This is a genomic window from Halovenus salina, from assembly GCF_026410925.1.
GTDB classification, from domain to species: domain Archaea; phylum Halobacteriota; class Halobacteria; order Halobacteriales; family Haloarculaceae; genus Halovenus; species Halovenus salina.
On record NZ_CP112972.1, the window covers coordinates 466,117 to 487,995 of the forward strand.

Annotated in this window: 21 protein-coding genes and 2 pseudogenes; 10 read left to right on the forward strand and 13 right to left on the reverse strand. The window is 57.8% G+C overall.

The window, feature by feature from the left end:
* Nucleotides 1-220: 220 nt before the first annotated feature.
* Nucleotides 221-846: pseudogene (locus tag OSC37_RS02275) on the reverse strand (transposase); the annotation flags it as partial.
* Between OSC37_RS02275 and OSC37_RS02280 the strand changes: the two are divergent.
* Nucleotides 847-1,048 (forward strand): annotated as a pseudogene (locus OSC37_RS02280) (ATP-binding protein); the annotation flags it as partial.
* Nucleotides 1,049-1,169: 121 nt separating this feature from the next.
* Here the strand turns inward: OSC37_RS02280 and OSC37_RS02285 are convergent.
* Nucleotides 1,170-1,583: a DUF6069 family protein gene (locus OSC37_RS02285; protein WP_267162985.1), complete on the reverse strand. Its 414-nt coding sequence runs from the start codon at nucleotides 1,581-1,583 to the stop codon at nucleotides 1,170-1,172.
* 6 nt (nucleotides 1,584-1,589) lie between these two features.
* Nucleotides 1,590-1,820 carry a YgaP family membrane protein gene (locus OSC37_RS02290; protein WP_267162986.1) on the reverse strand — a complete coding sequence of 77 codons (231 nt, stop codon included), beginning with the start codon at nucleotides 1,818-1,820 and terminating at the stop codon, nucleotides 1,590-1,592.
* Nucleotides 1,821-2,022: 202 nt separating this feature from the next.
* On the opposite strand from OSC37_RS02290, the gene OSC37_RS02295 reads away from it, so the two are divergent.
* The 3 genes from OSC37_RS02295 (at nucleotide 2,023) to OSC37_RS02305 (ending at nucleotide 3,716) form a co-directional block, all read left to right on the forward strand.
* Complete coding sequence (locus OSC37_RS02295; protein ID WP_368409526.1) at nucleotides 2,023-2,334, forward strand: hypothetical protein; 312 nt, start codon at nucleotides 2,023-2,025, stop codon at nucleotides 2,332-2,334.
* Nucleotides 2,335-2,729: 395 nt separating this feature from the next.
* Nucleotides 2,730-3,182 (forward strand): ferritin-like domain-containing protein, encoded by a 453-nt coding sequence (locus OSC37_RS02300; RefSeq protein ID WP_267162988.1) that lies wholly within the window; start codon nucleotides 2,730-2,732, stop codon nucleotides 3,180-3,182.
* Between the two features lie 408 nt (nucleotides 3,183-3,590).
* Nucleotides 3,591-3,716 carry a nitric oxide synthase oxygenase gene (locus OSC37_RS02305; RefSeq protein WP_267162989.1) on the forward strand — a complete coding sequence of 42 codons (126 nt, stop codon included), beginning with the start codon at nucleotides 3,591-3,593 and terminating at the stop codon, nucleotides 3,714-3,716.
* A 219-nt stretch (nucleotides 3,717-3,935) separates the two neighbouring features.
* Here OSC37_RS02305 and katG read toward each other — a convergent pair whose 3' ends face one another.
* Both katG and OSC37_RS02315 read right to left on the reverse strand, forming a co-directional pair.
* On the reverse strand, nucleotides 3,936-6,077 hold the full coding sequence (gene katG, locus OSC37_RS02310; protein WP_267162990.1) for a catalase/peroxidase HPI: 2,142 nt from the start codon (nucleotides 6,075-6,077) through the stop codon (nucleotides 3,936-3,938).
* A gap of 300 nt (nucleotides 6,078-6,377) precedes the next feature.
* Complete coding sequence (locus OSC37_RS02315) at nucleotides 6,378-6,998, reverse strand: IS6 family transposase (RefSeq protein WP_267162991.1); 621 nt, start codon at nucleotides 6,996-6,998, stop codon at nucleotides 6,378-6,380.
* A 142-nt stretch (nucleotides 6,999-7,140) separates the two neighbouring features.
* Here OSC37_RS02315 and OSC37_RS02320 point away from each other — a divergent pair, with 142 nt between their 5' ends.
* The 5 genes from OSC37_RS02320 to OSC37_RS02340 all read left to right on the forward strand — a co-directional run bounded on the left by OSC37_RS02320 (nucleotide 7,141) and on the right by OSC37_RS02340 (nucleotide 12,945).
* Nucleotides 7,141-7,890, forward strand: coding sequence for a helix-turn-helix domain-containing protein (locus OSC37_RS02320; RefSeq protein ID WP_368409528.1), 750 nt, complete (start codon nucleotides 7,141-7,143; stop codon nucleotides 7,888-7,890).
* Nucleotides 7,891-8,822: 932 nt separating this feature from the next.
* A complete protein-coding gene (locus OSC37_RS02325; protein ID WP_267162993.1) occupies nucleotides 8,823-9,140 on the forward strand; it encodes a DUF2249 domain-containing protein in 318 nt (105 codons plus the stop codon).
* 380 nt (nucleotides 9,141-9,520) lie between these two features.
* Complete coding sequence (locus OSC37_RS02330; protein ID WP_267162994.1) at nucleotides 9,521-11,185, forward strand: rhomboid family intramembrane serine protease; 1,665 nt, start codon at nucleotides 9,521-9,523, stop codon at nucleotides 11,183-11,185.
* A gap of 80 nt (nucleotides 11,186-11,265) precedes the next feature.
* Nucleotides 11,266-12,321: a diphthamide biosynthesis enzyme Dph2 gene (gene dph2, locus OSC37_RS02335; protein ID WP_267162995.1), complete on the forward strand. Its 1,056-nt coding sequence runs from the start codon at nucleotides 11,266-11,268 to the stop codon at nucleotides 12,319-12,321.
* Between the two features lie 9 nt (nucleotides 12,322-12,330).
* Nucleotides 12,331-12,945 carry an METTL5 family protein gene (locus OSC37_RS02340; protein WP_267162996.1) on the forward strand — a complete coding sequence of 205 codons (615 nt, stop codon included), beginning with the start codon at nucleotides 12,331-12,333 and terminating at the stop codon, nucleotides 12,943-12,945.
* A gap of 2 nt (nucleotides 12,946-12,947) precedes the next feature.
* On the opposite strand, the gene mutL is transcribed toward OSC37_RS02340, so the two are convergent.
* The gene (gene mutL / locus OSC37_RS02345; protein ID WP_267162997.1) at nucleotides 12,948-14,888 is read right to left on the reverse strand and encodes a DNA mismatch repair endonuclease MutL; all 1,941 of its coding nucleotides are present in this window, start codon (nucleotides 14,886-14,888) and stop codon (nucleotides 12,948-12,950) included.
* A gap of 77 nt (nucleotides 14,889-14,965) precedes the next feature.
* Between mutL and OSC37_RS02350 the strand changes: the two genes are divergently transcribed.
* Nucleotides 14,966-15,436 carry an FKBP-type peptidyl-prolyl cis-trans isomerase gene (locus tag OSC37_RS02350; RefSeq protein ID WP_267162998.1) on the forward strand — a complete coding sequence of 157 codons (471 nt, stop codon included), beginning with the start codon at nucleotides 14,966-14,968 and terminating at the stop codon, nucleotides 15,434-15,436.
* A gap of 5 nt (nucleotides 15,437-15,441) precedes the next feature.
* Here the strand turns inward: OSC37_RS02350 and OSC37_RS02355 are convergent, their stop codons facing one another.
* From OSC37_RS02355 to OSC37_RS02385, 7 genes are all read right to left on the reverse strand, one after another.
* A complete protein-coding gene (locus tag OSC37_RS02355; protein ID WP_267162999.1) occupies nucleotides 15,442-16,215 on the reverse strand; it encodes a DUF5803 family protein in 774 nt (257 codons plus the stop codon).
* Complete coding sequence (locus OSC37_RS02360; protein WP_267163000.1) at nucleotides 16,212-16,877, reverse strand: DUF2110 family protein; 666 nt, start codon at nucleotides 16,875-16,877, stop codon at nucleotides 16,212-16,214. Before OSC37_RS02360 ends, OSC37_RS02355 begins: the two co-directional genes overlap by 4 nt.
* Before the next feature lie 25 nt (nucleotides 16,878-16,902).
* Nucleotides 16,903-17,436 (reverse strand): transcription factor E, encoded by a 534-nt coding sequence (gene tfe / locus OSC37_RS02365; protein ID WP_267163001.1) that lies wholly within the window; start codon nucleotides 17,434-17,436, stop codon nucleotides 16,903-16,905.
* A 67-nt stretch (nucleotides 17,437-17,503) separates the two neighbouring features.
* Entirely contained in the window at nucleotides 17,504-19,189 is a 1,686-nt protein-coding gene (locus tag OSC37_RS02370; protein ID WP_267163002.1) for an NAD(+)/NADH kinase, read from the reverse strand.
* Nucleotides 19,190-19,240: 51 nt separating this feature from the next.
* Nucleotides 19,241-19,936: a type 1 glutamine amidotransferase gene (locus tag OSC37_RS02375; RefSeq protein ID WP_267163003.1), complete on the reverse strand. Its 696-nt coding sequence runs from the start codon at nucleotides 19,934-19,936 to the stop codon at nucleotides 19,241-19,243.
* Nucleotides 19,937-19,975: 39 nt separating this feature from the next.
* A complete protein-coding gene (locus OSC37_RS02380; protein ID WP_267163004.1) occupies nucleotides 19,976-21,004 on the reverse strand; it encodes a 3-oxoacyl-ACP synthase in 1,029 nt (342 codons plus the stop codon).
* 65 nt (nucleotides 21,005-21,069) lie between these two features.
* The gene (locus OSC37_RS02385) at nucleotides 21,070-21,852 is read right to left on the reverse strand and encodes an alpha/beta fold hydrolase (RefSeq protein WP_267163005.1); all 783 of its coding nucleotides are present in this window, start codon (nucleotides 21,850-21,852) and stop codon (nucleotides 21,070-21,072) included.
* Nucleotides 21,853-21,879: the final 27 nt, after the last annotated feature.

A 21,879-nucleotide genomic window follows, 5' to 3' on the forward strand; every position in this document is an offset into this window, starting at 1 on the left:
TACTTCCAAGACTGGTAAAAAATATCCGTCGCCTCATGCTGTTTAGTGGATAGTCAATAATTATAAAATCTATTCAGAATAATATCGCTATCTTACGTTGTTTACGAGCCTGTCCGAAAATATCGCCAGACGACGTGATTGTGACTTAGCTAGGTTATCAGTCATGTCGTAAATTCTAATTAGCTCCAAATAGTCTACATAGAGCGTGTCATAGAATCAATCACAGGGTTTTAAGCTTCGTTCGTCCGGGATTGTGTCCTCGTTCGTAGTTGCTGATGGCGACGATCAGACGGAGACACAGCGCCACGAACACTTGTGTTCGTGCGTGGACGGGGCCTCGGGCGCGGACGTGTCTGAGGCCGCAGTCCTTGCAGGCTTCGTTTGTTCGCTCCACTTGTGTCCGGTGATCGTACGTCTCGCTGAGCACTGACTGCTTGAGGCTGATGTCTTCGGTGTGTTCGTCAATGCGGTCTTCGACCCTGTATTCGATGTCAAGTGATCGTCCGTATTGCGTGAGTTGTACGGCGCAATCGGCACGACTCCCTGCGCCAGCAGGAAGTCGTGCCACTCCAAGATGTCGTAGGCACTGTCTCCGAGCATCCAAACCGGTGTATCGACGGTGAGCGCGTCCTTCGTGACGCGCATCGCCGTCTCAGCATTGATTTGCTTTCGCTGTGTGAACTCCGCAGCAATCGGGATCTTTGGCCCGGACGAGACAATTACACAGCCGAAGCCGTAGTAGTGTTCTTCAGCTGTTGAATCGTAGTTCCACGTCGTTTCATCGTTGTACTGGATTGCAGTGATGTGCGTCGAATCGATGCGACACGTGGAGTTGAGCAGACCCCGGCAGACAACGGGCCAGGAGTTCCCGACGAGCAGAACGTTCACGTCTTTCAGGAGGGTGAGAGAGGCCTCGAGAGTGAGGGAACTGGAGGCAGGGCTATATCTCGTTCAGACACTCGTTGACCGCTACGGAGGTGCTGTCATAGTTGAGGACAATGACCCCGGCGGGAGCGTGTTTATCCTTGAATTGCGCCGTGAGCAGTAGGCTTGAGAGCCGGTCGTTAGCCGATGACGGGCAGTCGGAGCGTGTGTTTCTCCACTGCACAAAATAGACAGCGATGTGCTGTGTCGTATACTGCCCTGCTTGGCGTTCTTCGAACTGCGACCTATCGACCCAGCGGAGTCTCCGGTAACGCCAGCACCGCGACGACTGCTGGCGGGACGTGGAGTATCATCAGACCGATAGCCTCGCTCGTCGTCACGCTATCGGCAGTCAGCGCGAGTCCGATGTCCGGGAGAAAAGAGAGTACCAACACGACTGCGGCGACCAGGACGAACGTCTGGTCCGGGGTTGCCGAACGCTGTGTCAGCCCCCAGTACACTACAGTCGCACCGCCTATCCCAAGCAGGGTCCAGACTCCGATAGCCGGATACCGAAAGAACTCGGTCGACGCCACGAGGTCCTGACTTAGCACGGCCCAACCGAGGGCAAAGTTGGCGACTAGCGCTATTGCCAACGTACCGAACCCACGTGTGGCAAGCGTCTGGTTGTCGATTGAACTCTGGCGGGTCGTACTCATCTGTTGTTACGTCGGACTGGAGGTCCGCGAACAGGAGTCGACGCCGAACATCGAGTAGATGGGGCAGGTTCCCATCGCTGCCGTAGCGAGCATCATAATCGCGACAATCCCCAGCACGGGTGAGACCACTGTCGGAAGTGAGACAGCCTCAGCGAGAATTGCAATCGCGGCGACGCCCGCGACTGCACCAACTGCTGTTCTGAGAACCTGGTCGACCGAGCCGACGTTTTTGTTCATACTCTATATATGATTGCCACACATATAAACCCAGCGTTGAATACATACAACAAAACTATGCCCTCCACTCAACAGCAAATATTTATATTATTCGGTACCTGAGGCTTGAGACACAGTATCCGTTATTGGTGAGATATTTTCTATGCCCCAGATTTGTTTATAATACACAATATTAATACCGGCCTAGCACGTACAACAAGACGTGATGAACAATCAGAAACGTCGCACATTCGGTGCAGCGTTTGTACTCCTGCAGGGAGTTGTGACCGCACTCGTTCCGCAGATGAGTATCAAATTCATTAAAAATATGATCGGCAAGAACTTCGACAACGCCTCGGAACTCGAGGCGAAGCCGGCATATCTCCGACAGTTGCGCGCGGTCGGCGTCGGTATAGTCGCCGCAGCCGGGACAGACCTCCTCTTGCAGAGCGTCGGAGAGACAGACGACGAACTGGTCGATACCGGCACGCCCGACGGCACAGGGGGCGCCGAAGGTGACGGGGACGACGAGTAGCTGCCCGTCTCTCGTCCGGTTCTTCTGAACTCGGTGCAGGTCTGTCGACTTCGCTCTTGTTGCATCTCGGAATCGTTTCTCGGCGAGGCCAGTCTCCGCCGGTCTTCGCTAAAATGGCTACCTCAGAGAACTCGTACCGGCTGGTAAATACCGTCCTTTGATTTCGTCGGCAACGACCCCGAATCCGGAGCCTGCGTGTCCGGTACGTGTTGCTTCGATCGAAGCGGACTTCAGGAGCCATGTCTCTCTCAATATTTCACGCCCAGCCTGTTCGCAGTGGACGACTGTGACTGTTTCTATGACACACTGACTGTGTATTTGTTGAATGGCGCCTCGAATTTGAGTTGTCACTTGCCAACTCAACTTATATAATGCCCGCAATATAACGATGAGGCATGTCAGAAGATGTGACCAGCCTTCTTCATCGAGCGTACCTTGATGAACTGGAGACGGTAATGAACTATCAGACAAATGCAATCGTCCTCGATGGAGTTCGTGCCGAAGAGATTAAAGAGAGTCTCCAACAGGATATACAGGAAGAATTGAACCACGCAGAACAGTTGGGACAACGCCTCAAACAACTGGGCGCCAAACCACCTGGGTCAACCGAATTCACTGCACGACAGGAAACTTTACAGCCCCCTGAGGATTCAACAGATGTTCTGTCTGTAATCCGAGGTGTGCTTGATGCAGAACAGGACGCGATCGAGATGTATCGCTCACTTATCGATTCGGCTGAAGCGGCGAACGACCCCGTCACGGAAGACCTTGCTGTAACGATACTTGCCGATGAAGAAGCCCACAGAACCGAATTTGAGGGCTTCGAGAAAGAATACCAGACGGAATAATCAATGCAGCCATTTGACTTTCTCGGTGTGCCCGGTCCCGACGACTGTTTGGGGATGGCTGGTGTCTTGGTAAGCATCGTACTGATTATCGCTGGAGGGGCAACTGTTGGCGTTACAGGAGGGTCAATCTCTGCTTTCGGCTCGATTGCAGTTGGCGGCGTCCTTGCGTGGTCATCGATTGCGTACTGCCTCGCCTGGGGTCCACTTGGCGACAACTCAGTCACAGATTAGCCTGCTTTGTTGAATTGCAGTGGTTGTGGGACGGACTACCTCTGAGTTGCCTTGTGAGCCGTTGAGGGGCGTAATTTCAAACCAGATATCGTCTTACCACAGCTCAGAAGCCGCTATTCAACAGAGCAGAATCGTTCACTCTGGAAAGATGAGACTCTTGTTGAATTCAACCGAGCCGTGTTACACTCCTTCGACGATGCCAGCGTGAGAATTGTCGATCACAACACTGCAACCGAACAGTTTGCACAGTTCGAACGAAACGAAACTACAGCGAATCAGCGCATGACTGGAGATCGATGTTAGCTATTTCCTCCAATGAGTTCTGGGACAACACACGTCTTTGAACAATCGTACGAGACGATAGTTAAGACGCCGAGATTTCTTAGATTACTGACGAAATTGGGCAAATAACTCTTCGCTCGTAAAAAAGCGACTTCCGTGAGAATGAAAAGTGCTTTTCAGGGAAACACGGTCAAGATGTGGTTCATGCGCTTACAGTCCATCGTTGGAGACCCTCCTCGGTCACTCTAGATCGAAGCGGTCGTTTTGCATCACCTTGCTCCAAGCTTGGACGAAGTCCGTGACGAGTTTCTCTTCACCATCGTTCGCACCATAGACGTGTGACAGTGAACGGAGACGGGAATTCGCCCCGAAGATGAGGTCGACGCGAGTACCTTCCCATTCGATATCGCCGGTCCCGCGGTCGCGGAGTTTATACCGGTTTTCCTCATCCGTGGAGACCCACTCGTAATCCATCGAGAGCACCGTTTCGAAGAAGTCGTTATCTAAGGCCTCCGGTTCGTCGGTAAAGACGCCGAGTTCTGATCCATCGTAGTTTGCACCGATACTGCGGAGTCCGCCAAGAAGTGCGGTCGTCTCCGGCGCATCTAGATTGAGGAGGTCGGCTTTGTCGACGAGCATCTCTTCTGGGCCTTTGTAGGCGTCGTCTGTGTAGTAGTTTCGGAAGCCGTCAGCATCAGGGTTGAGCGCTTGGAAGGATTCGACATCAGTCTGGTCTTGCGAGGCATCCGTTCGACCTGGTTCAAACGGGACCTCGACATCGTAGCCGGCGTTTGCAGCGGCCTGTTCGACGCCTGCGTTTCCGGCGAGTACGATAAGATCAGCAAGGGAGACACGCGTGCCATCAGATTGGGCGGCGTTGAACTCCTCCTGAATCCCTTCGAGCGTGTCGAGAACGGTCTCCAACTGCTCCAGTTCGTTCACTTCCCAGCTTTTGTGTGGTTCGAGACGGATTCGAGCGCCGTTAACGCCACCGCGCTTGTCGCTGTCACGGTAGGTTGAGGCGGCCGCCCATGCTGTTTTGACCAGTTCTGTGACCGAGAGATCGGCTGCGAGAATGTCTTCTTTGAGTTGTGCTGCCTGCTCGTCGTCGATCAGCTCGAAGTCGACCTCTGGAATTGGATCCTGCCAGAGCATCTCCTCGTCGGGAACTTCCGGCCCGAGGAGTCGAGACGTTGGCCCCATATCCCGGTGAATTAGCTTGTACCATGCTCTCGCAAAACTGATGCCGAACTCCATTGGGTTCTCTTGGAACCGCTCGAGAACCTCTCGGTAGTCTGGGTCTCGTTTTAACGCGACGTCCGTCGTCAACATCATCGGGGTGGCACTCTCGGTAGCATCGTGCGCGGGCTCTGCGGAGCCGTGGACATCTTCGTCTTTGGGCTGCCACTGCCACGCCCCGCCCGGACCCTTGTGTGGCTCCCACTCGTAATCGAGGAGGAGATCGACGTACTCCATATCCCAACTCGTGGGAGACTGTGTCCACGGTCCTTCGATGCCGCTCGTGATGGTGTCGGCACCCTTGCCCTCGCCGTACTCGTTCTCCCAGCCAAGGCCTTGATTTTCGATCGGTGCGGCCTCCGGCTCAGCACCGAGATTCTCATCCGAGTCAGCTCCGTGGACCTTTCCAAAGGTGTGGCCGCCAGCGCAGAGGGCGACAGTTTCCTCGTCGTTCATCGCCATTCGGTCGAACGACTGACGGACGTATTTTGCGGACTCTAAGGGGTCAGGTTTACCGCCTGGCCCTTCCGGGTTCACGTAGATGAGGCCCATGTGGTCGGCGGCGAACGGCCCATCGATGTTTCCGTCATCGTCGTGGCGTTTGTCTTCGAGCATCTCCTCTTCTGGACCCCAATCCGCGGCTTTGTTCGGCTCGTAAGCGTCTTCACGGCCGCCGCCGAAGCCGAAGGTCTCGAATCCCATCGACTCCATTGCGACGTTTCCGGCGAGAACGAGCAGGTCGGCCCAAGAGAGCTTGCGACCATATTTCATCTTGACAGGCTCAAGCAGACGACGGGCTTTGTCGAGATTTGCATTGTCGGGCCAACTGCTGACTGGTGCAAACCGCTGCGTACCGCCGGATGTGCCGCCACGACCATCGGTGACTCGATACGTTCCGGCTTGGTGCCACGTCATTCGGATAATAAGTGGACCATAGTGATTGTAGTCCGCTGGCCACCATCCTTGAGAATCGGTTAGCACATCTTCAATGTCTGCCTTCACTTCATCGAAGTCAAGCGACTCGAACGCTTCTGCATAATCAAAGTCATCGCCGTACGGGTCTACCGGTCGAGCGTTCTGATCAAGAATCTCTACATCCAGCTGGTCTGGCCACCAGTCTTGGGTTGTTTTTCCGCTTGTCATATCATTTCCTGACATCTGTGATATCCAATAGAGTGTACTATGGGAACGATTGTGAATGATTGCTTAGCATTTGCCAAGCACTAACTACACAGAAGTCGTAGTCAATCGTAGCAACCCAGTTTTTGAGGTTCGGTTGCTGATTGTTGCGCCAATTCTTGAACTGAGTTCCAGTTCGTTTGTCTATGTGTTCCGGTTCAACAGCATCATTTTCGTATTTGTTTTGAATGTACATCACAGATATCGATATTCTTCGATAGTACATAGATTTTGTATGGTAGGTAGTGTTCAGATAAGCTGATTCTATGCGAAGCTGAATGATCTGAGCCAGTCGTCAGCTGTGTCTGCGTTGGCGTTGCTGAAACAGTTTGAAAACGAAGAGGTTCGGCGCTTTACCTCTCGAAAGACACGCTCGACACTATTCCGATTTCCATGGCGTTCGTATCTGAAATCGAGACCGTGCCGAGAGCAGGCATCTTTCAGTTGTGGTGCGCCATCAATGAGAAACACCGCGTCGTCAACGTCGTGTTTCTCACGAAGTTCGGCAAAGAACGCGCGAGAGATAACGCTCGTTCTCGTCGGTTCAAGCTTTGTGTGAAGTAATTTGTTCGATTTCGGATCGACGGCAGCGTACAGCCAGTATTGCTCGTCATTGAGTCGGATCACGGTTTCGTCGACCGCAACGTGATCCGGACTCTGCCCATCTTCGGGCTGTAGATCCGCTTTGTGAACCCAGTTGTGAACAGTAGAACGAGCACGTTCGACACCGAATATCTCAAGTATTGAAACAGTATTCGAGAGAGATAGGCCAGCAAGATGCAGCTGAATACTGAGCTTCATCAAAAACCGCGGTGTCGCTTCGCGTTCAACAAACTCTAAGTCGATCTGGTCGATACTACCGTTGAGGCGGGCGATTTTCGGCATGGACACTGAAAAACCGACCCGCCTCATTCTTCAATCCTTATCTGAACACCACCGTATGGTATACACTAATATTCTTGAATGAGGGCCAGTAGATTCAAGTTACAACAAGTACTTACGAATACAATAATTAGCAAAAACCAAGATGGGACCCAACTCAACGACAAGAGAGGAGATACGTGAGTTTGAGTTCGTTCTCAAGTTTGAACCAGGGGCTGACAGGTTGATGGACGTTTTCAGGCAACACGATTCCCTTTCGTTATGGTCATCCGCAATTTTTGTGAGCAGCAAACATATGTGGCGACTCGACCACGCGAAAGGGGCGGATGAAGCGCTGAGTGCATTTGACGAAGTGTTTCTTGACGACAGCCGCTGCAACGAGTGTTTTGATGTCCACGAGTGTGAAACTGGACGGACGTATCATGTTCTTGATCACCGAGAAACCAGTCGAACTATTTACACGCTCCGTCACGAGATTGAAGCGTGCCGCTCGCTACCACATTTTATTCTGGACTATGTCGAAGAAGGTGTTGTATTCGAATCCCGACGAGCTGAGAGTGAGTATCGCTGGCGTGTTCTTCTCCCTGGCGACCATCCTATCGGTGAAGTGTATGACTCGATCGAATCAAATCTTCGTGATGGTGTGTCGCTCTCGTTATCTCATATTTCAAGTGCCGGTAACTGGAACGCAACTAAGAGGGTTATTTCGGACTTCTCACCGGACCACTGGCAGGTTTTACAGGCTGCCGTCGATCATGGCTATTACGAACGGCCGCGAGACGTGACCGTCTCTGATTTAGCCGCAATCTTAGATGAACCCCGGTCAACTGTGCAGTACCGCCTCCGGACTGCTGAGGATCGTATCATGTCGCAATTTGTCCAGCAAACACTCTAACCGATTTCACTGCCGAATATCCCGTGTTCTCTCAGCGGTATAGTTGGTATATACCAACAAAGAACTCAACAGTGCCGTGAAACAAGGGCAAATAGAGAGAACCACAACAATGAATAACCAATCATTTTTGCCAACTCGTCAGACAGACACTGAAGCGACGACTGTCGAGAATCCAACCAGAGTGCTGGCAGTATTGGTCGACGATCACGTACAGGAGATTCTGTCGGCAACTGGTCGTCATCCATTGTCTGCCGAAGACCTTGAATCGACTTGCAGTCTTTCCCTTTCGACTATCTATCGAAAAACAGACCAACTTGTTGAACTCGATTTTCTTACTGAACAGTACCAAGTCTCGACGGAAGGCCGACACAAGAGAAAGTTCCGTTCGAATATCGATAGAGTGGAGGCCACCTATACATCAGCAAACCAACTCACGGTCAAAGTACACTGGCGTGACTGCAATGAGTCTTCGCTAAAACCTCAGCGAACAGCGAATACACAATGAGTTGTCCCAACGATAAATATCCTCCCCGCGCACGATGGCGTGGGGCTTCGCCGTTTGGCCTCTCCCCAAGACGGAGAGCGTCAAAGCGGCAGGCGAATTTACAAGGTGTAAATCGCGCTCTTCATCAAAATCGATGTAATCTAGTTTTCAGATCACGTCGCATTAGTAGCAGTAAAATAAGCATCTCGCTGGACTCCTGCATTCGGTCTTGGATTTTCTCCGACATCATTACCTTCGGGAATAGACGCAAAAAGTTCGTCGCTCTTGTGAAGGAGATTGTTGATACAGCTACGGTGCGTAACTGTTGGCCTGAGATCCTCCGCTTGAACCGCTCTAACGCACTTCCTCAGAGTGGACACTACGAGCTGAAACCGCAATACTGCAAGCCATCAACAATGTACTTCCGAAGAGCGAAGTTCGTCAACTATTGCTTCAGGGGGCGTTCGACTCCCAAGAACAAGAGACTCGCCGACTGCTCCTCACCGAAGAACTCGACGTGCGGGACCTGCCGCCGGCACAGCGTCACGAGAAAATCTTCAGTACCTACACGGACCTTGCTGTTCGTGAGGGATTCGTGTTGATCAACGACCACGACCCCAAGCCGCTATATCACCAGTTCGAAGCAGAGACTGGAGACGGATTCTACTGGGAGTACCAGCAGAGAGACTCCGGCGAGTTCCGAGTTCTCATCGGGAAGAACGCTGATTCAGCCACCACGGGCAAACAGTCCGAGGCCCCGTTTTGACTCCGAGAGATGCCCAGGCCTGATAGCGTCCCAGGTACGCACAGCGAAACACGATAGCAGTCGTTCATTGTGTTATTGCGGTAATTTGCAGATCTGTTTTAGTGAATCGCTCGTTTCATCGTCCGATGCGGGAGAGAAGCGAACCCATGGCGGGAAACACTCGCAATAATCGCTAGCAGCGACGGGGAACCACCGGCGAGCCAGAACAGAGAGTCTAGTATAATGTTCATAGGTTATACGCACAGAGGTGACGCAGTTGCGGACCACGGGAAATGTTCGCACGAACCTGCACCGTCGGTCGGGAGACGACGATAGCTTTCGCGAGCGTGTCCAGGGGCGATGATATTTTTACTGCTCCGGTCGTGTCTGCAACCGTGTCGATGCATCCCCTCCTGCTCTCGCCGGAGACCATTTCGCTCCTCGAACGAGTGAGTGTGGCGCTGCTCGTCGGCGGACTGGTTCTCTCGTATCTGGTCGTGTACCGACTCGGCGACCGTCCGTCCCCGTTCCAGCGCCTCAGGACGCGGTTCATCGTCGGCATTCCTTGGGGAACGGTGTTGGTCGTCGTCGGTGTCTATCTCGTCTATCACGTGGTCCAGGGTGCTGGCGACCCCGGCGGACCGAACGTCGTCGGTTTCCGTTCTTGGTCGCTGTGGTATCCCCAGGGTATCTTGTTCTCGTGGCTCTCTCATGCGAGTAGCGCACACCTCACCGGCAACCTGCTCGCGACGGTCGTCTTCGGCGGAATCGCCGAATACGCCTGGAGCCACTACCCGACAGAAACCGGCCAACAGTCGTTTTCGTCCTGGCGGACTAATCCCTACGCTCGGGTCGGTCTGTACGTCGTCGGAATCTCCGCCGTTGGGCTTGCTGGGTCCGTGTTCGTACCCGGGGCGATAATCGGCTTTTCTGGGGTCGTCTTCGCGCTCGCGGGGGTCGCAATCGTCACCCGCCCTCTCGTGACGGTGGGCGGTATTCTCGGACTCGAAGGGGTCGACTTGGTCTACAGTGGCTTTCAGAATCCAGTCGGGTTCGCCGAAGCCAGGCCCGACTTTTCGGTTCCGTACTGGGCCGACACTGCCCTGCAGGGACATCTGTTCGGCCTGGTAGCCGGCGTCTTGCTCGGTGTCGCACTGTTGCGGTATCGAAAGCGGTCACCGAACATCGGTCACGTCTGGTTCGCTGCGCTCGTCTTCACGGTTTCGCGGTCGATGTGGACTCTCTTCTGGTTTCTCAGCGATACGGAGTTCGTGCTCTTCAGGGGGCTCGGTGCTGCATCGGTCGTGGTGCTGGCATCGATAATCGCTATCGCGACCCTCCCGGACCCTCGTCCGCTGGTGGGCGAGCGAATCGAGGTTCCTGCCCGCCGAGTCGGTGTCGTCATTCTCGTCGTTCTCGTCGTTCTCGTTGCACTCGCCGGAGTCCCGTACAATCTCGCCGACGTCTCTTCCGGTGACGGAGTCGACGGTGGCATCGAAATAGACGGCTACACCGTCACGTACGCCGAGAATGTCGAGGATCAGTACACTTCGCTTGACATTCCAGTGGTTGGAGACGCACTCTCTGTCGACGCCAGTGGTGTCATCGTGACCAGTGACAAACGAAACGTTTGGTCACTCGAAACGCCACGCGACGAACTAGCATTAAACGGGTTCTCGGTCGTGGTCATCGGTGACAGCACGTGGCGCGAGGTCGTCATCATGAACCACACGCAGTGGCAACTCTCCGGTGGAAACTCGACCTACAAAGTTTACGGCCAACACTGGCAGGAGATGGACGACCAGCAGCTCCTGTTCACTGCGCCTCTCGGTGAGGGACAGCCGACAATCAACGGATCGCGATTCGGCATCGTTCCCTCGACAGAGTTCTACGATATCGCAGTCCTCGGCGAGAACGGGACCCGAGACCGAGTGCAGATGCCCGCCCACAACGAGAGTGTCGACCTCGCCGGGGTGACCTTCACACGGAAGAACAACCGGCTCATCGCTCGGCACGAACAGACGGAGCTTCTGTTTGCTGAGTATCGGACCGAACGCGAGCGGTGATGACGAAAGCCAGTCTGGAATCTCCAGTCACTGGTCCCGAAACGCCGCTGTTATACGCCCACACTGGTTATAGCGTTGCAATGAGCCAGCAACGTAACGACCGGCCGGACGGCGACCTTCGAAACACCGGAATGTCACTGCGACACGACAGAGAGTGGGATTACGAACTCGACCGCATCGTCGAGGAAGTCGAAGAACGCGGCGCAGAGACAGTCGGACTGCAGTTCCCCGAAGGGCTCAAGCGCCGGGGTCCCGGCGTCGCCGATGACCTCCGAGAGTCCCTGCCCGACGACGTCTCGGTCATGATTTCCGGCCAGCCCTGTTACGGTGCCTGTGACCTCGATACCTATCTGATGAAACGGACCGACGTGTTCGTCCACTTCGGTCACTCCCCGATGAAGGATTCGAACAAGATTCTCTACGTCCCGCTTTTCTCCAATGTCGATGTCTTTCCGATTATCGAGGAGGCTATCGGAAACCAGCTCGCCTCCCCAGACGAAGACCCAGATGTCGGACTCGTGACGACGGCACAGCACATGAACAAGTTCGAGGAGATGCGCGAGTTCCTCGAAGACGAGGGGTACACCGTCCACACGCGCCGCGGCGACGACCGCCTGACCCACGAGGGGCAGGTGCTCGGCTGTAACTACGAATCCGCCGATATCGACGCCGACCAGGTCCTCTACGTCGGCGGCGGCAAGTTCCACCCACTCGGGCTCGCCATGGAACACCAGGACAAAAACGTCGTCATCGCCGACCCGGTCAACAACGCTGTCACCATCGCAGACGCCGAGCAGTTCCTGAAAGAGCGCTACGCCTCAGTCCACAAGGCGATGGACGCCGAGTCCTGGGGTGTCATCTTCTGTACGAAAATCGGCCAAGGCCGTTGGGAGGAGGCCCAGGAAATCGTCGACAACAACGACGACGCCTACCTCATCACGATGGACGAAATTACGCCCGACCGACTGCTGAACTTCGGGATGGACGCCTACGTTAACACGGGCTGTCCGCGCATTACGACCGACGACGGCCCGCAGTTCCACGCGCCGATGCTCACACCCGGCGAGTACAAAATCGCTATCGGCGAGAAGCCACTCGACGAACTCGAGTTCGACACCTTCCACGGCACCTGGTAGACCCGCCCCATGACCGGGAAACGCGAACTCGCCAGACAACTTTCTCTCGTCGCCGGCTTCGAGAATCCGACCCCCGACCTCGAACAGTACACGACGCCGGCCGAAATCGCCGCCACACTCGTCCACACCGCGGGCCTGCACGACGACATTGGCGGACGATTAGTGGTTGACCTCGGCTGTGGAACGGGGATGCTCGCGCTGGCAGGCGCTCTCGGCGGTGCCGTCGATGTCGTCGGGGTAGACCTTGACCGCGGCGCACTCGATACGGCCCGCGAGAACGCCGATGCGACCGATACGACGGTCTCCTGGATTCAGGGAGATGTCTCTCGACTCCCGTTTTCTCTCACTCGCGAGGTGACTGTGTTGATGAATCCGCCGTTCGGTGCCCAGTCGGGAAACGAACACGCCGACCGACCGTTTCTGCGAGCGGCCGCCGATATCGCGTCTGTCTCGTACTCGATTCACAACGCCGGAAGTGCGGCGTTCGTCGACTCCTACGCAGGCGAACACGGCGGCGAGGTGACACACGCCTTCGAGGCGACCTTCGAGTTACCTAGAACCTTCGACTTCCACGACCACGAGACCCGCAGTCTCGACGTTGAGGTCTTCCGCATCCAGTGGTAACGTCACTCATGTCCTGGGTAGTCCCGCTCGAATCTATCTTCGATTTCTTCGGTGTCGAACTCAACGATGACGGGTCGCCCGTGCGGACAGGCATAGGGATTGTCACAGGAGTCGAGCCGCGAGAGCAAGTCGACAACAGAACCCTGTGTCAGTGATGTGTTCCCGGTAATCGATGGATAACACGCCAGGTCTGCCAGAAGGTCGTCGACAGCGGCCTCAACGGTGTCGGCCGCGCTCTCGCGTCCGCCGACGAACTCTGAGAGCACGTCCCGAATCAGCTCCGGACCGGCACTCTCGGCGACCATCGTCGGCACGGTCTGGACCTTGACGGTCCTGTCGCCGACCAGACGCGCCCGAAAGCCGAGCCGTGCCAGCGCGTTGGTGTGGGAATCGAACAGTTCGACCTCTCGGGCTGTCAGTTCAATATCGACGGGCTCGGCAAGTGTCTGTGTCGTCGTCTCCCCGCTAAAGGCGTTTTTCAGGCGCTCATAGTTGATGCGCTCGTCGGCCGCGTGTTGGTCGATGAGAACGAGACCGTCGTCTGTCTCGGCCACGACATACGTCTCCTCGTACTGGCCGAGGATTCGCATCGACGGCAGGCTCTCGAATCGATCGCTCTCTGCCGTTTCTGCGATGCGCGATTGTGTCCCAGAATCCTGGAACTTCCGCTCTCGCTGTGTTTCTGGCTCCACGGTATCATCCGTAGCCGTCTGGCTGGACGAAAAGTCGCCGACTGAATCCGTCTTCCTGTTAGCCGTCGAGGTCTCTGTGTTCGGTGATTCCGCGGCGTCGTCACTGGTCTCGGATACTCGTTTCCTTCTGTCGGTACCAGGTTCGTCGTCTCTCTGCTCTGTCTCAGATTCACCCGTATCCGGCTGAATCTCAGTCTGTTCGGGTGCAGACCGGCCACGGGGGGCCTTGCTGCGGATGAGCCCTTCCTCTAACAGCGCCTGCTCGACGGCAGCTTCGACCTGGTCTTTGACCGCGTCTTCGTCGGCAAAACGGACCTCCAGCTTTCGGGGATGGACGTTTACGTCGACCGTCGCGGGGTCGACCGAGAGAAAGAGCACGGCAAACGGGTAACGGTCCGGCGCGAGCTGGGTGTCGTAGGCATCGACGATTGCCTCGCGGACGACGCTTGCAGTCACGTACCGGCCGTTGACGAACGTCGAGAGATACTCCCGGGAGGCACGATTCGTCTCCGGGTGGCTCACCAGGCCACCTACCGAATCCAGCGGCCCTTCGGGCAGACCGTCGCCGGAAACCGAGCGCATCGCCTCGGCAACCTCGCGGCCGTAGACGGCCATCACAGCCTCCTGGAGGTCGCCGCTTCCTGTTGTGGCGAAGGTCTCCCTACCCTCGTGTTCGAGCGCAACGGCAACGTCGGGGTTTGCCAGCCCGTAACTCGTCGCGACGGTGTTGACGTGGTCGAACTCGGTTGAGGGCTGTTTGAGGTACTTCCGGCGGGCGGGGACGTTATAGAAGAGGTCCTCAATTTCGACGGTCGTTCCGGGCGGGTGGCCTGCGGGCCTGACCGCTGTCACCTCGCCGCCTTCGACGGTGAGTTCGGTCGCCTCGCCACCTGTCCTCGGGCGTGTCGTAATTGTCAGCCGCGAGACAGCCCCGATTGCGTGGAGTGCCTCACCTCTGAACCCGAGGGTTGCTACGCCGGATTCAAGGTCGTCGATGTCGCGAATCTTGCTCGTCGTGTGTTTCTCGACGGCGCGTTCGAGTTCGTCCCGCTCCATCCCGTATCCGTCGTCGCGTACGCTAATACCGTCGATACCGCCGTTCTCGACGGCGACAGTCACCCGGGAAGCGTCGGCGTCGATGCTGTTCTCGACGAGTTCCTTGACCACCGAGGCCGGACGCTCGACGACTTCACCCGCGGCGATGCGCTCGACGGTCTGGGGGTCGAGTTCCCGTATCTCCGAGGCCGTCATCTACGGTCTGTACCGGAGCGAGCAACTTGACTCCAGCGACCGACAGCCTAACCAATCCGGGTCTCTGATGAGCAGGTATGCCAATCACTGAAGGCGACTCAGTCACGATATCGTACGTCGGCCGACTCGATGACGGAACTGTCTTCGACACATCCGACGAAGAACTGGCCCGCGAGGCTGGCGTCAACGAGGCGTATCCCGAACGGAGTTTCAAACCGCTGGAGGTAAAGCTGGGGAGTGACCGAGTCATCGAGGGACTCGCGGAGGAACTCGTCGGCATGGAGGTCGGCGACGAGAAGACGCTCACGATTCCGCCCGAGAAAGCCTACGGGCCACACACAGAGGACCGTGTCGCCGAGTACGACAGAGCTGATTTCGAAGAGATGATTGGCGACCGCGAACTCGCCGAAGGGTTCGAGGTCGAAACGAACGACGGACTCCCGGGTGAGGTCGTCGACTTCGACGCTGGGACGGTGACCGTAGACTTCAACCACGAACTCGCCGGCGAAACCCTCACGTTCGAAATCGAAGTTCTCAACGCCGAATAACGGCCCTACCGCATTCCTGGCGGCGGCCCGTCGTCGTCGAGGTCGTCGTCGTACTCGACGTCGAGACCGACATCCTCGCGCTTTTTCTGTGCGGCCCGAATCTCGCGGAGATAGTATATCGCGCCGCCACCACCCAGCAACAGCGCGATGCCCCCGATTCCCCCGAACAGATAGAGGTCGCGGACGAGATAATACCGAACCGAGAGACTTCCGCCGTCGATATCGTCGTAATACAGCGTCATCTGGTCGTCCTCGACGGTGGACTCGTCGGGGTCGGGGCTGGTCTGTGAGAGAAGCGGAATCCCAACCCGGGAGGAGTTAGAGAGCCGCACTTCGTGAGAACCCTCGACGACGACGGGCACGCTCCACTGTTTGCCGCTTCTCGACTCCGTCCAGGCGACTGTGCCGTTGTCCGCCGGCAGCACGATTTCTGTCTCCTCGGACCCTCGGTTCGCCGTCAGTCCCGGGTGTGTCGCGTTCACGACGGTCCCGTTCAGGAACCGGAACTTCAGGTCGCCAACCGAGACGGACTGGTCGCCACGGAACGCAGTCGACTGGTACACCTCGAGTGAGCTTCGGTTGTGGACGTTGGCAACTGCGGCGAACGAATCAGACGACACCGACAGGTCGTAGGTTGCGTTTGCCGTCGTGTTCCAGTCGTACTCTTGATCGCCCAACAGGTCGTCCTCGTCTAAATCGCCGCCGCCACCGAGTATCGAACACCCTGAGAGGAAGACGAGCGCTGCGACCGCGACGGTAGCGAGGACGCGCCTGTTCATGGGACGACACAGAGCAGCTCCGCCCGGAGGTAGTCGCCGACGCTTGCGAGCAACCCTGGCGGGTCCGTGTTCGGCTTGCAGACGATGCTCTGTTCAAGCAGTCCCAGACGCTCGACGGTGACGATGTCTTCTGCGTGACCGGCTCTGTTGACCGTTGCTCGCACTTCTGCTCGTGTTGCGCTGTTGACGTTGAGCCGACCGTCGCCACGCGTCCACTCGTAGAGAGTGTCTTGTGTCTCGGCTGCCAGGCTCGGTGGGTCACCGTAGACGAACCGCAGCGGGGTGTGCTGGACGAGTCCGAACCGGGTTCGAATCTGCTCGGGCGTTCCCTGTCCAAGCCCCAGCTCGCCGCGGGGAATCCGAATTTCTCTGCCGGCGTCGAGAACGAACCCGTCGTCGTCCCAGCCTTCGAGGGTGCCGACATATGTCTCACCCTTCTCGAAGTGTGGCGTAATCTCTCCCCAGCGAGACCGCAGGAGGTTCCGGGCCGCCGTCGCGTCGGGCCCTTCAAGCGTGACAGACGGGAATCCGTCCTCGCGCAGTCCCATATCGCTCTCGACATCGAGGTCGCCGATGTCGTCGGCAATCATCGACGACAGCGAGTCGAGCGTTCGCTCTCGCGCGTCACCGTCGACGTAACATTTGGCCGCCAGCACTACCATCGTCGTTCCTCAAATATTACAGCCATCAGCCCTCGATTTCCGCGGTTTCGACGTTTAGTTCGTCCCGGAGCTCCTCGATGCGGGTCTCCATCGCGTCGACGAGGCGGGTGTTCTCCATTGCGTCGACCGGTGAGCCACATTCGGGGCACTCGAAGCCAAACTCCATGGCCTCATTGAACTCGAAGCGAATCCCACACCGCTCACAGAGATAGAACTCGTTGTCTCCCTCGTACTCGTAGCGGTCTTCGAGCGCGGCCAACAGGCGGTGCATCTCGGTTTCGAGCTGTTCGGGAATCTTCTCGTACTCGAAGGTCCAGAGATACGTCAGCCAGCCCGAATCCTCGTCTCGGAGCCGCCGATAGCTCGCCAGGTCGTTCTCGTAGAGAATAAACAGTGCCCGGCGAACGTCGTTCAACTCAAGTCCCAGCTCCTCGGCCAGTTCCTCGTCTGTCACCTCGCCGTCCGGGGGTGCCGCTGCGACGGGCATCCCCTTCGGACCGACGAGTTCGTGGAGGTACTTCTGTATGACTGGGTCTTCCAGTAACGCCTCAAAAGCCATTACGAGAAGGTGGGGGAGACAACTGGTTAAATCCATCGGAAGGCCCGTTCCCGGCGTCCGCGTCCGGCTACACAAGGTCGCTGGAGTCGAGATGCTCGTACAACACGGGGTGTAACAGGCCGTTCGAGCCAAGAAGCGACCGCCGCTCGTCGACGCCGAACTTGACGGTGTACGGTTCGTTGTAGCGGTCGGTGACTGTCGCCCCCGCAGCCCGGGCGATGACCAGGCCGGCCGCCACGTCCCAGGGATAGGTGTCGTACTCCCAGACAGCGTCTGCACTGCCGTTTGCGAGATAACAAAGGTTTAGGGCCGCCGATCCGAGCGACCGGACTCCCTGTGTCTGCTCGTAGAAGTGGGTGAGAAAGCCGCCGTCGGGGTCGTATCCCGACAGCAGCATACTCTCGTCGAGTGAGTCTCGGTCCGTGGTCACGACTTTCGTCTCGCCCTTGTAGGCGTCACCGCCCTCGATGGCGTGGAAGGTCTCGTCTGTCTCGGGGACATAGACGACACCCAGGACCGGCGTTCCCTCCTCCAGCAGGGCAATCGAGACGGAGTACTGTGGGTTGCCGTGGGCGAAGTTGCCGGTCCCGTCGACGGGGTCGATAACCCACTTGTAGGGGCTCGACCCCTCGATGAACTCACTCTCCTCAGAGAAGATGCTGTGGTCGGGGAACTCGTTTTCGATGACCGTGGTGATGATGCGGTTGGCGCGGTGGTCGGCCTCTGTGACGATATCTGATTTGTTACTCTTGTAGGTGATGTCCTCGACCCGGCCGTGGAGTTCCCGCAGCGGCTCGCCGACGCTCTCTGCGGCCTCGATAGCGATGTCGCGGGCGTGTTCGAGAAATGTCGGCTCTTTGGGCGGAATATCCTCCGAAAGCAACTCGCGAGGGCCGTCGTCGGTGTCTCGGAGGCCCCAGCCGAGCTTTTCCGTTATCGCGGTCATGAACTGGTCGTCGTAGCTCGTCCGCACGACGTGGGCCTTCTCGTCGGCCCCCGTGATGTGGACGACACTCTCTTCGCTCAGTATCTTCTGTGCCCGTCCGCCGTCGACGAGGAGACTCGCCTGGCCGCGGGTGACGATTTCGATCTCCGTCGAGGCCGCCATCACCAGCGGCCGCGAGCCGAGACGGTGGGTGTGAAGCGGGACAATCTGGAGCGAGTGATTGTCGCCTGGCATGTGAATTGGGCCACCGGCCGACAGCGAGAGTCCAGTCGAGCCCGTCGGCGTGGAGACAGCAACGCCGTTGCCCTCGTACTGGCCGACGTACTCGTCGTCCGCGAACACTTCGAGGCGTGTGACCTTGCGGTCGAAGGGGTTCTCAGGAGGGACTCGTTCGACGGTCACCTCGTTGATGCCGGTGGTGTCCAGTCCGCTCGACTCGACGTGGAGCTTCTGGCGGCTATCGACGGTTGCCCGGCCGCGAATCACCTCCTCTAGCGCAGCCTCGATGTCGTCGGTCTCGACTCTGGCGAGAAAGGAGAGGGTGCCGGCGTTGACGCCGAGCTGTGGAATTCCGTAGGTTGTGAACTGCTTGATACCTTCGAGAAAGGTCCCGTCGCCGCCGAGTGTGATACCCAGCGTCGGCGCGTCGGGCTCGTAGACGTCGCCGATGTCGTTTCCGATATCGACCACAGACACGTCGATGCCGTGCTCGTCTGCCCACTCACGGATTCGGTCCAGTCCCTCGCCACAGTCGGGGCTGGCCAGTACAATGAGCCTGTCTGTCGTCGCGAGCCTCCGCCCATGCATTGCCTGCAGTGAGGGCTGGGTCGCGTTTAACGGTTGTCCCTTCCGGCGGTGTCAGTTTGCTTCGGCGGCCGCCCGGGCGCTCGCAACGTCGGTGAAGCGCTCGAACAACTGCTTTGCCTCACAGGCCTTTCCGTGGGTCCTCTCATCGATACCATCGAGGACCTCCTCGACTTTCGCCTCGGGGACGTTCTCTTTGCCCTCGGTCACCTCGCGTGCGGTCTGCTGGTCGTACTCGGGGTGGAACTGGACGGCGTAGACCGAGTCGGTCTCGAACCCCTGGATGCCATACTCGTTTTCGGCGGTTCGGCGGGCACCCTCTGGCAACGAGACGACTCTGTCCGAGTGTGTCTCGAAGACGGTGAACTCCGCTTGCAGGTCGTCGAGAATCGTCGACTCGCCGGTCCGGGTGACCGTCGTGTATCCGAGTTCGTACTCGTCCATCCCCTCCACCTCGCCACCGAGAACGTGAGCGAGGAACTGGTGGCCGAAACAGACTCCCAGTGCTGGAATCTCTCTGTCGAGGGCCTCGGCGACCCACGGTTCGAGATCGTCTATCCACTCCTCGTCCCAGTAGACAGACGCCCGTGACCCGGTGACGACCAGCCCGTCGATATCGAACGTCTCCGGGATATCGCCGTCCGTGACGTTGTACTCGACGAGGTCGGCGTCGAGTTCCCGCCTGAAGTTCCGTCGCGTGTTGTAGGGCTCGTATGCCGCGTTCAACAGCGCAATCCGAGGTCGTGTCATTGTCCCTGATTACCGGTCGAGACGCAAAAACCTACCCGCTCACCCGAGCCATGCGAGCGCGGTCGCGGCCCAGGTGTAGCCGGTGCCTGCCGCGAGAAAGAGGACTACGTCGCCCGACTCGACCCGACCACGCTTGCGTCCCTCTTCGAGCGCGATAATCTGGTCGACGCTCTGGACGTGGCCGTACTCGTCGAGATAGTAGCCGTCGGACTCGGGATCGAGACCCAACCTGTCGAGCAGGAGGTCGTGAAACGACCGCTTCATGTGGGTGACGGCGACGAAGTCGATATCGTCTGGTTCGTACCCTGACTGTTCGAGCGCTCCCTCGGCGACGGTAAGGTAGTTGTCGAGGCTCACCTCGCCGAGTCGCTCTTTCATGCCGTCCGGGTCGGGCACGTCGAGTGTGTGGTCGTCTGCCTCGACGGTCTCGTGGCTGGGTGGCGCGACGGAACCGCCCGCCGGCATCACCACATCCTCGGAAAAGGAGCCGTCCGTGACCGCGTCACTCCCGTGGACGAGTGCCCGCGTCCGGCTTCGGTCTGGGTCGTGTTCGAGGACAGCCGCTGACGCGCCGCTCCCGAAGTTGAACATGAACGAGGCGTTCTCGTTGGTGTAGTCGACGAGGTCCTCCTCGCGGCTGGCTGAGACGAGCAGTGCAGTCTCGATATCGCCGGCGACCAGCTGGGCCCGGACCTGGCGGAGTGCGACCGGTGCACCGGCACACAGCGTGTAACTCTCGGTGGCGTAGGCGTCTGTGGCTCCGAGTCGGTCGGCGATGTTTGCCGCCGCAGACCAGACGATGTGGTCTTTGAACTCGCTGCCGTGATAGAGCACGAGGTCGACCTCCGCCGGCTCGACGGCAGCATCCGCGAGTGCGCCGTTGGCGGCCTCGATACACATATCCGTCGCGTGGTCCTCGTCGGGCGGACAGACCCGCTTCTCTGCAAGGCCCATTTTCTCGACGACGACCTCCTTGGGTATTCCACTCTCCTCGGCAATTTCGGCTCCTGTGACGACGTTCTCTGGGACGTAGTAGTCGTATCCCGTGAGTCCGACAGAGTTGGCCATAGCTGACAATCAAGTGAACTGCATCAAAGTGTCTTGTGTCTCGGGGTGGGGCAGCTTTCGGACCATCAGTCGGATTCGTCCTCGATAAATCCGAGCATCCGGTCGGTGACAGGACGGGCGTGTTCGAAAAAGCAGAGATGTCGACCCTCGACGGGGACAAATGTTCCGCGGGGGAGGTCCGCCGACAGCTCCTCCCCGACCGTCGAGTCAACCACAGGGTCGTCCTGGGCCTGACAGACTAGCGTCGGAACCGTCAGCTCGTACAATGGGTCTGCCTCGAACCCCTCGATAGCGGCGGCCTGTTTTGCGAACGCGCCTGCGTCTGCGTTTTCCTCACCTCGCCACCCCACGATGCGGTCGAGTACCTCGGGGTTCGCGTCACGGAACTCCGGCGAGAGGGCGACCGACAGCGACGATTCGATGTCCTCTCGGTCTGTTCCAGGGAGACAGAGCGTTTCCAACGCATCGAGGTCGACCGTCTCGCCGCTGGGAGCAGTGTTAAACAGCGTGAGTGTCTCGGCACGGTCGAACATGCGGGCATAGCGCAGACAGACCATCCCGCCGAGGCCGGCACCGACGAGATGGCAGTTCTTGCAGTCTGCGGCGGCGAGAACTGATTCGAGGTCCTGACTCAGACGGTCGACGTTGAGGTCGCCGGACGGCGACCCTGAGCGGCCAGTGCCCCGAAAATCCCAGACGACCGTCTGATACGGTCCTGTCATGGCCGCGTACTGTGACCCCCACTGCCACGCGCCGAGCCCTGCCTCACCGACGAAGGTAATCGCCTCTCCCGAACCCTCGACCTCGTAGTACAGTTCCGTTCCGTCGTCGGCGGTCGTCGTTGGCACAGTCGCGTCTACAACCGGGTCGGGTAA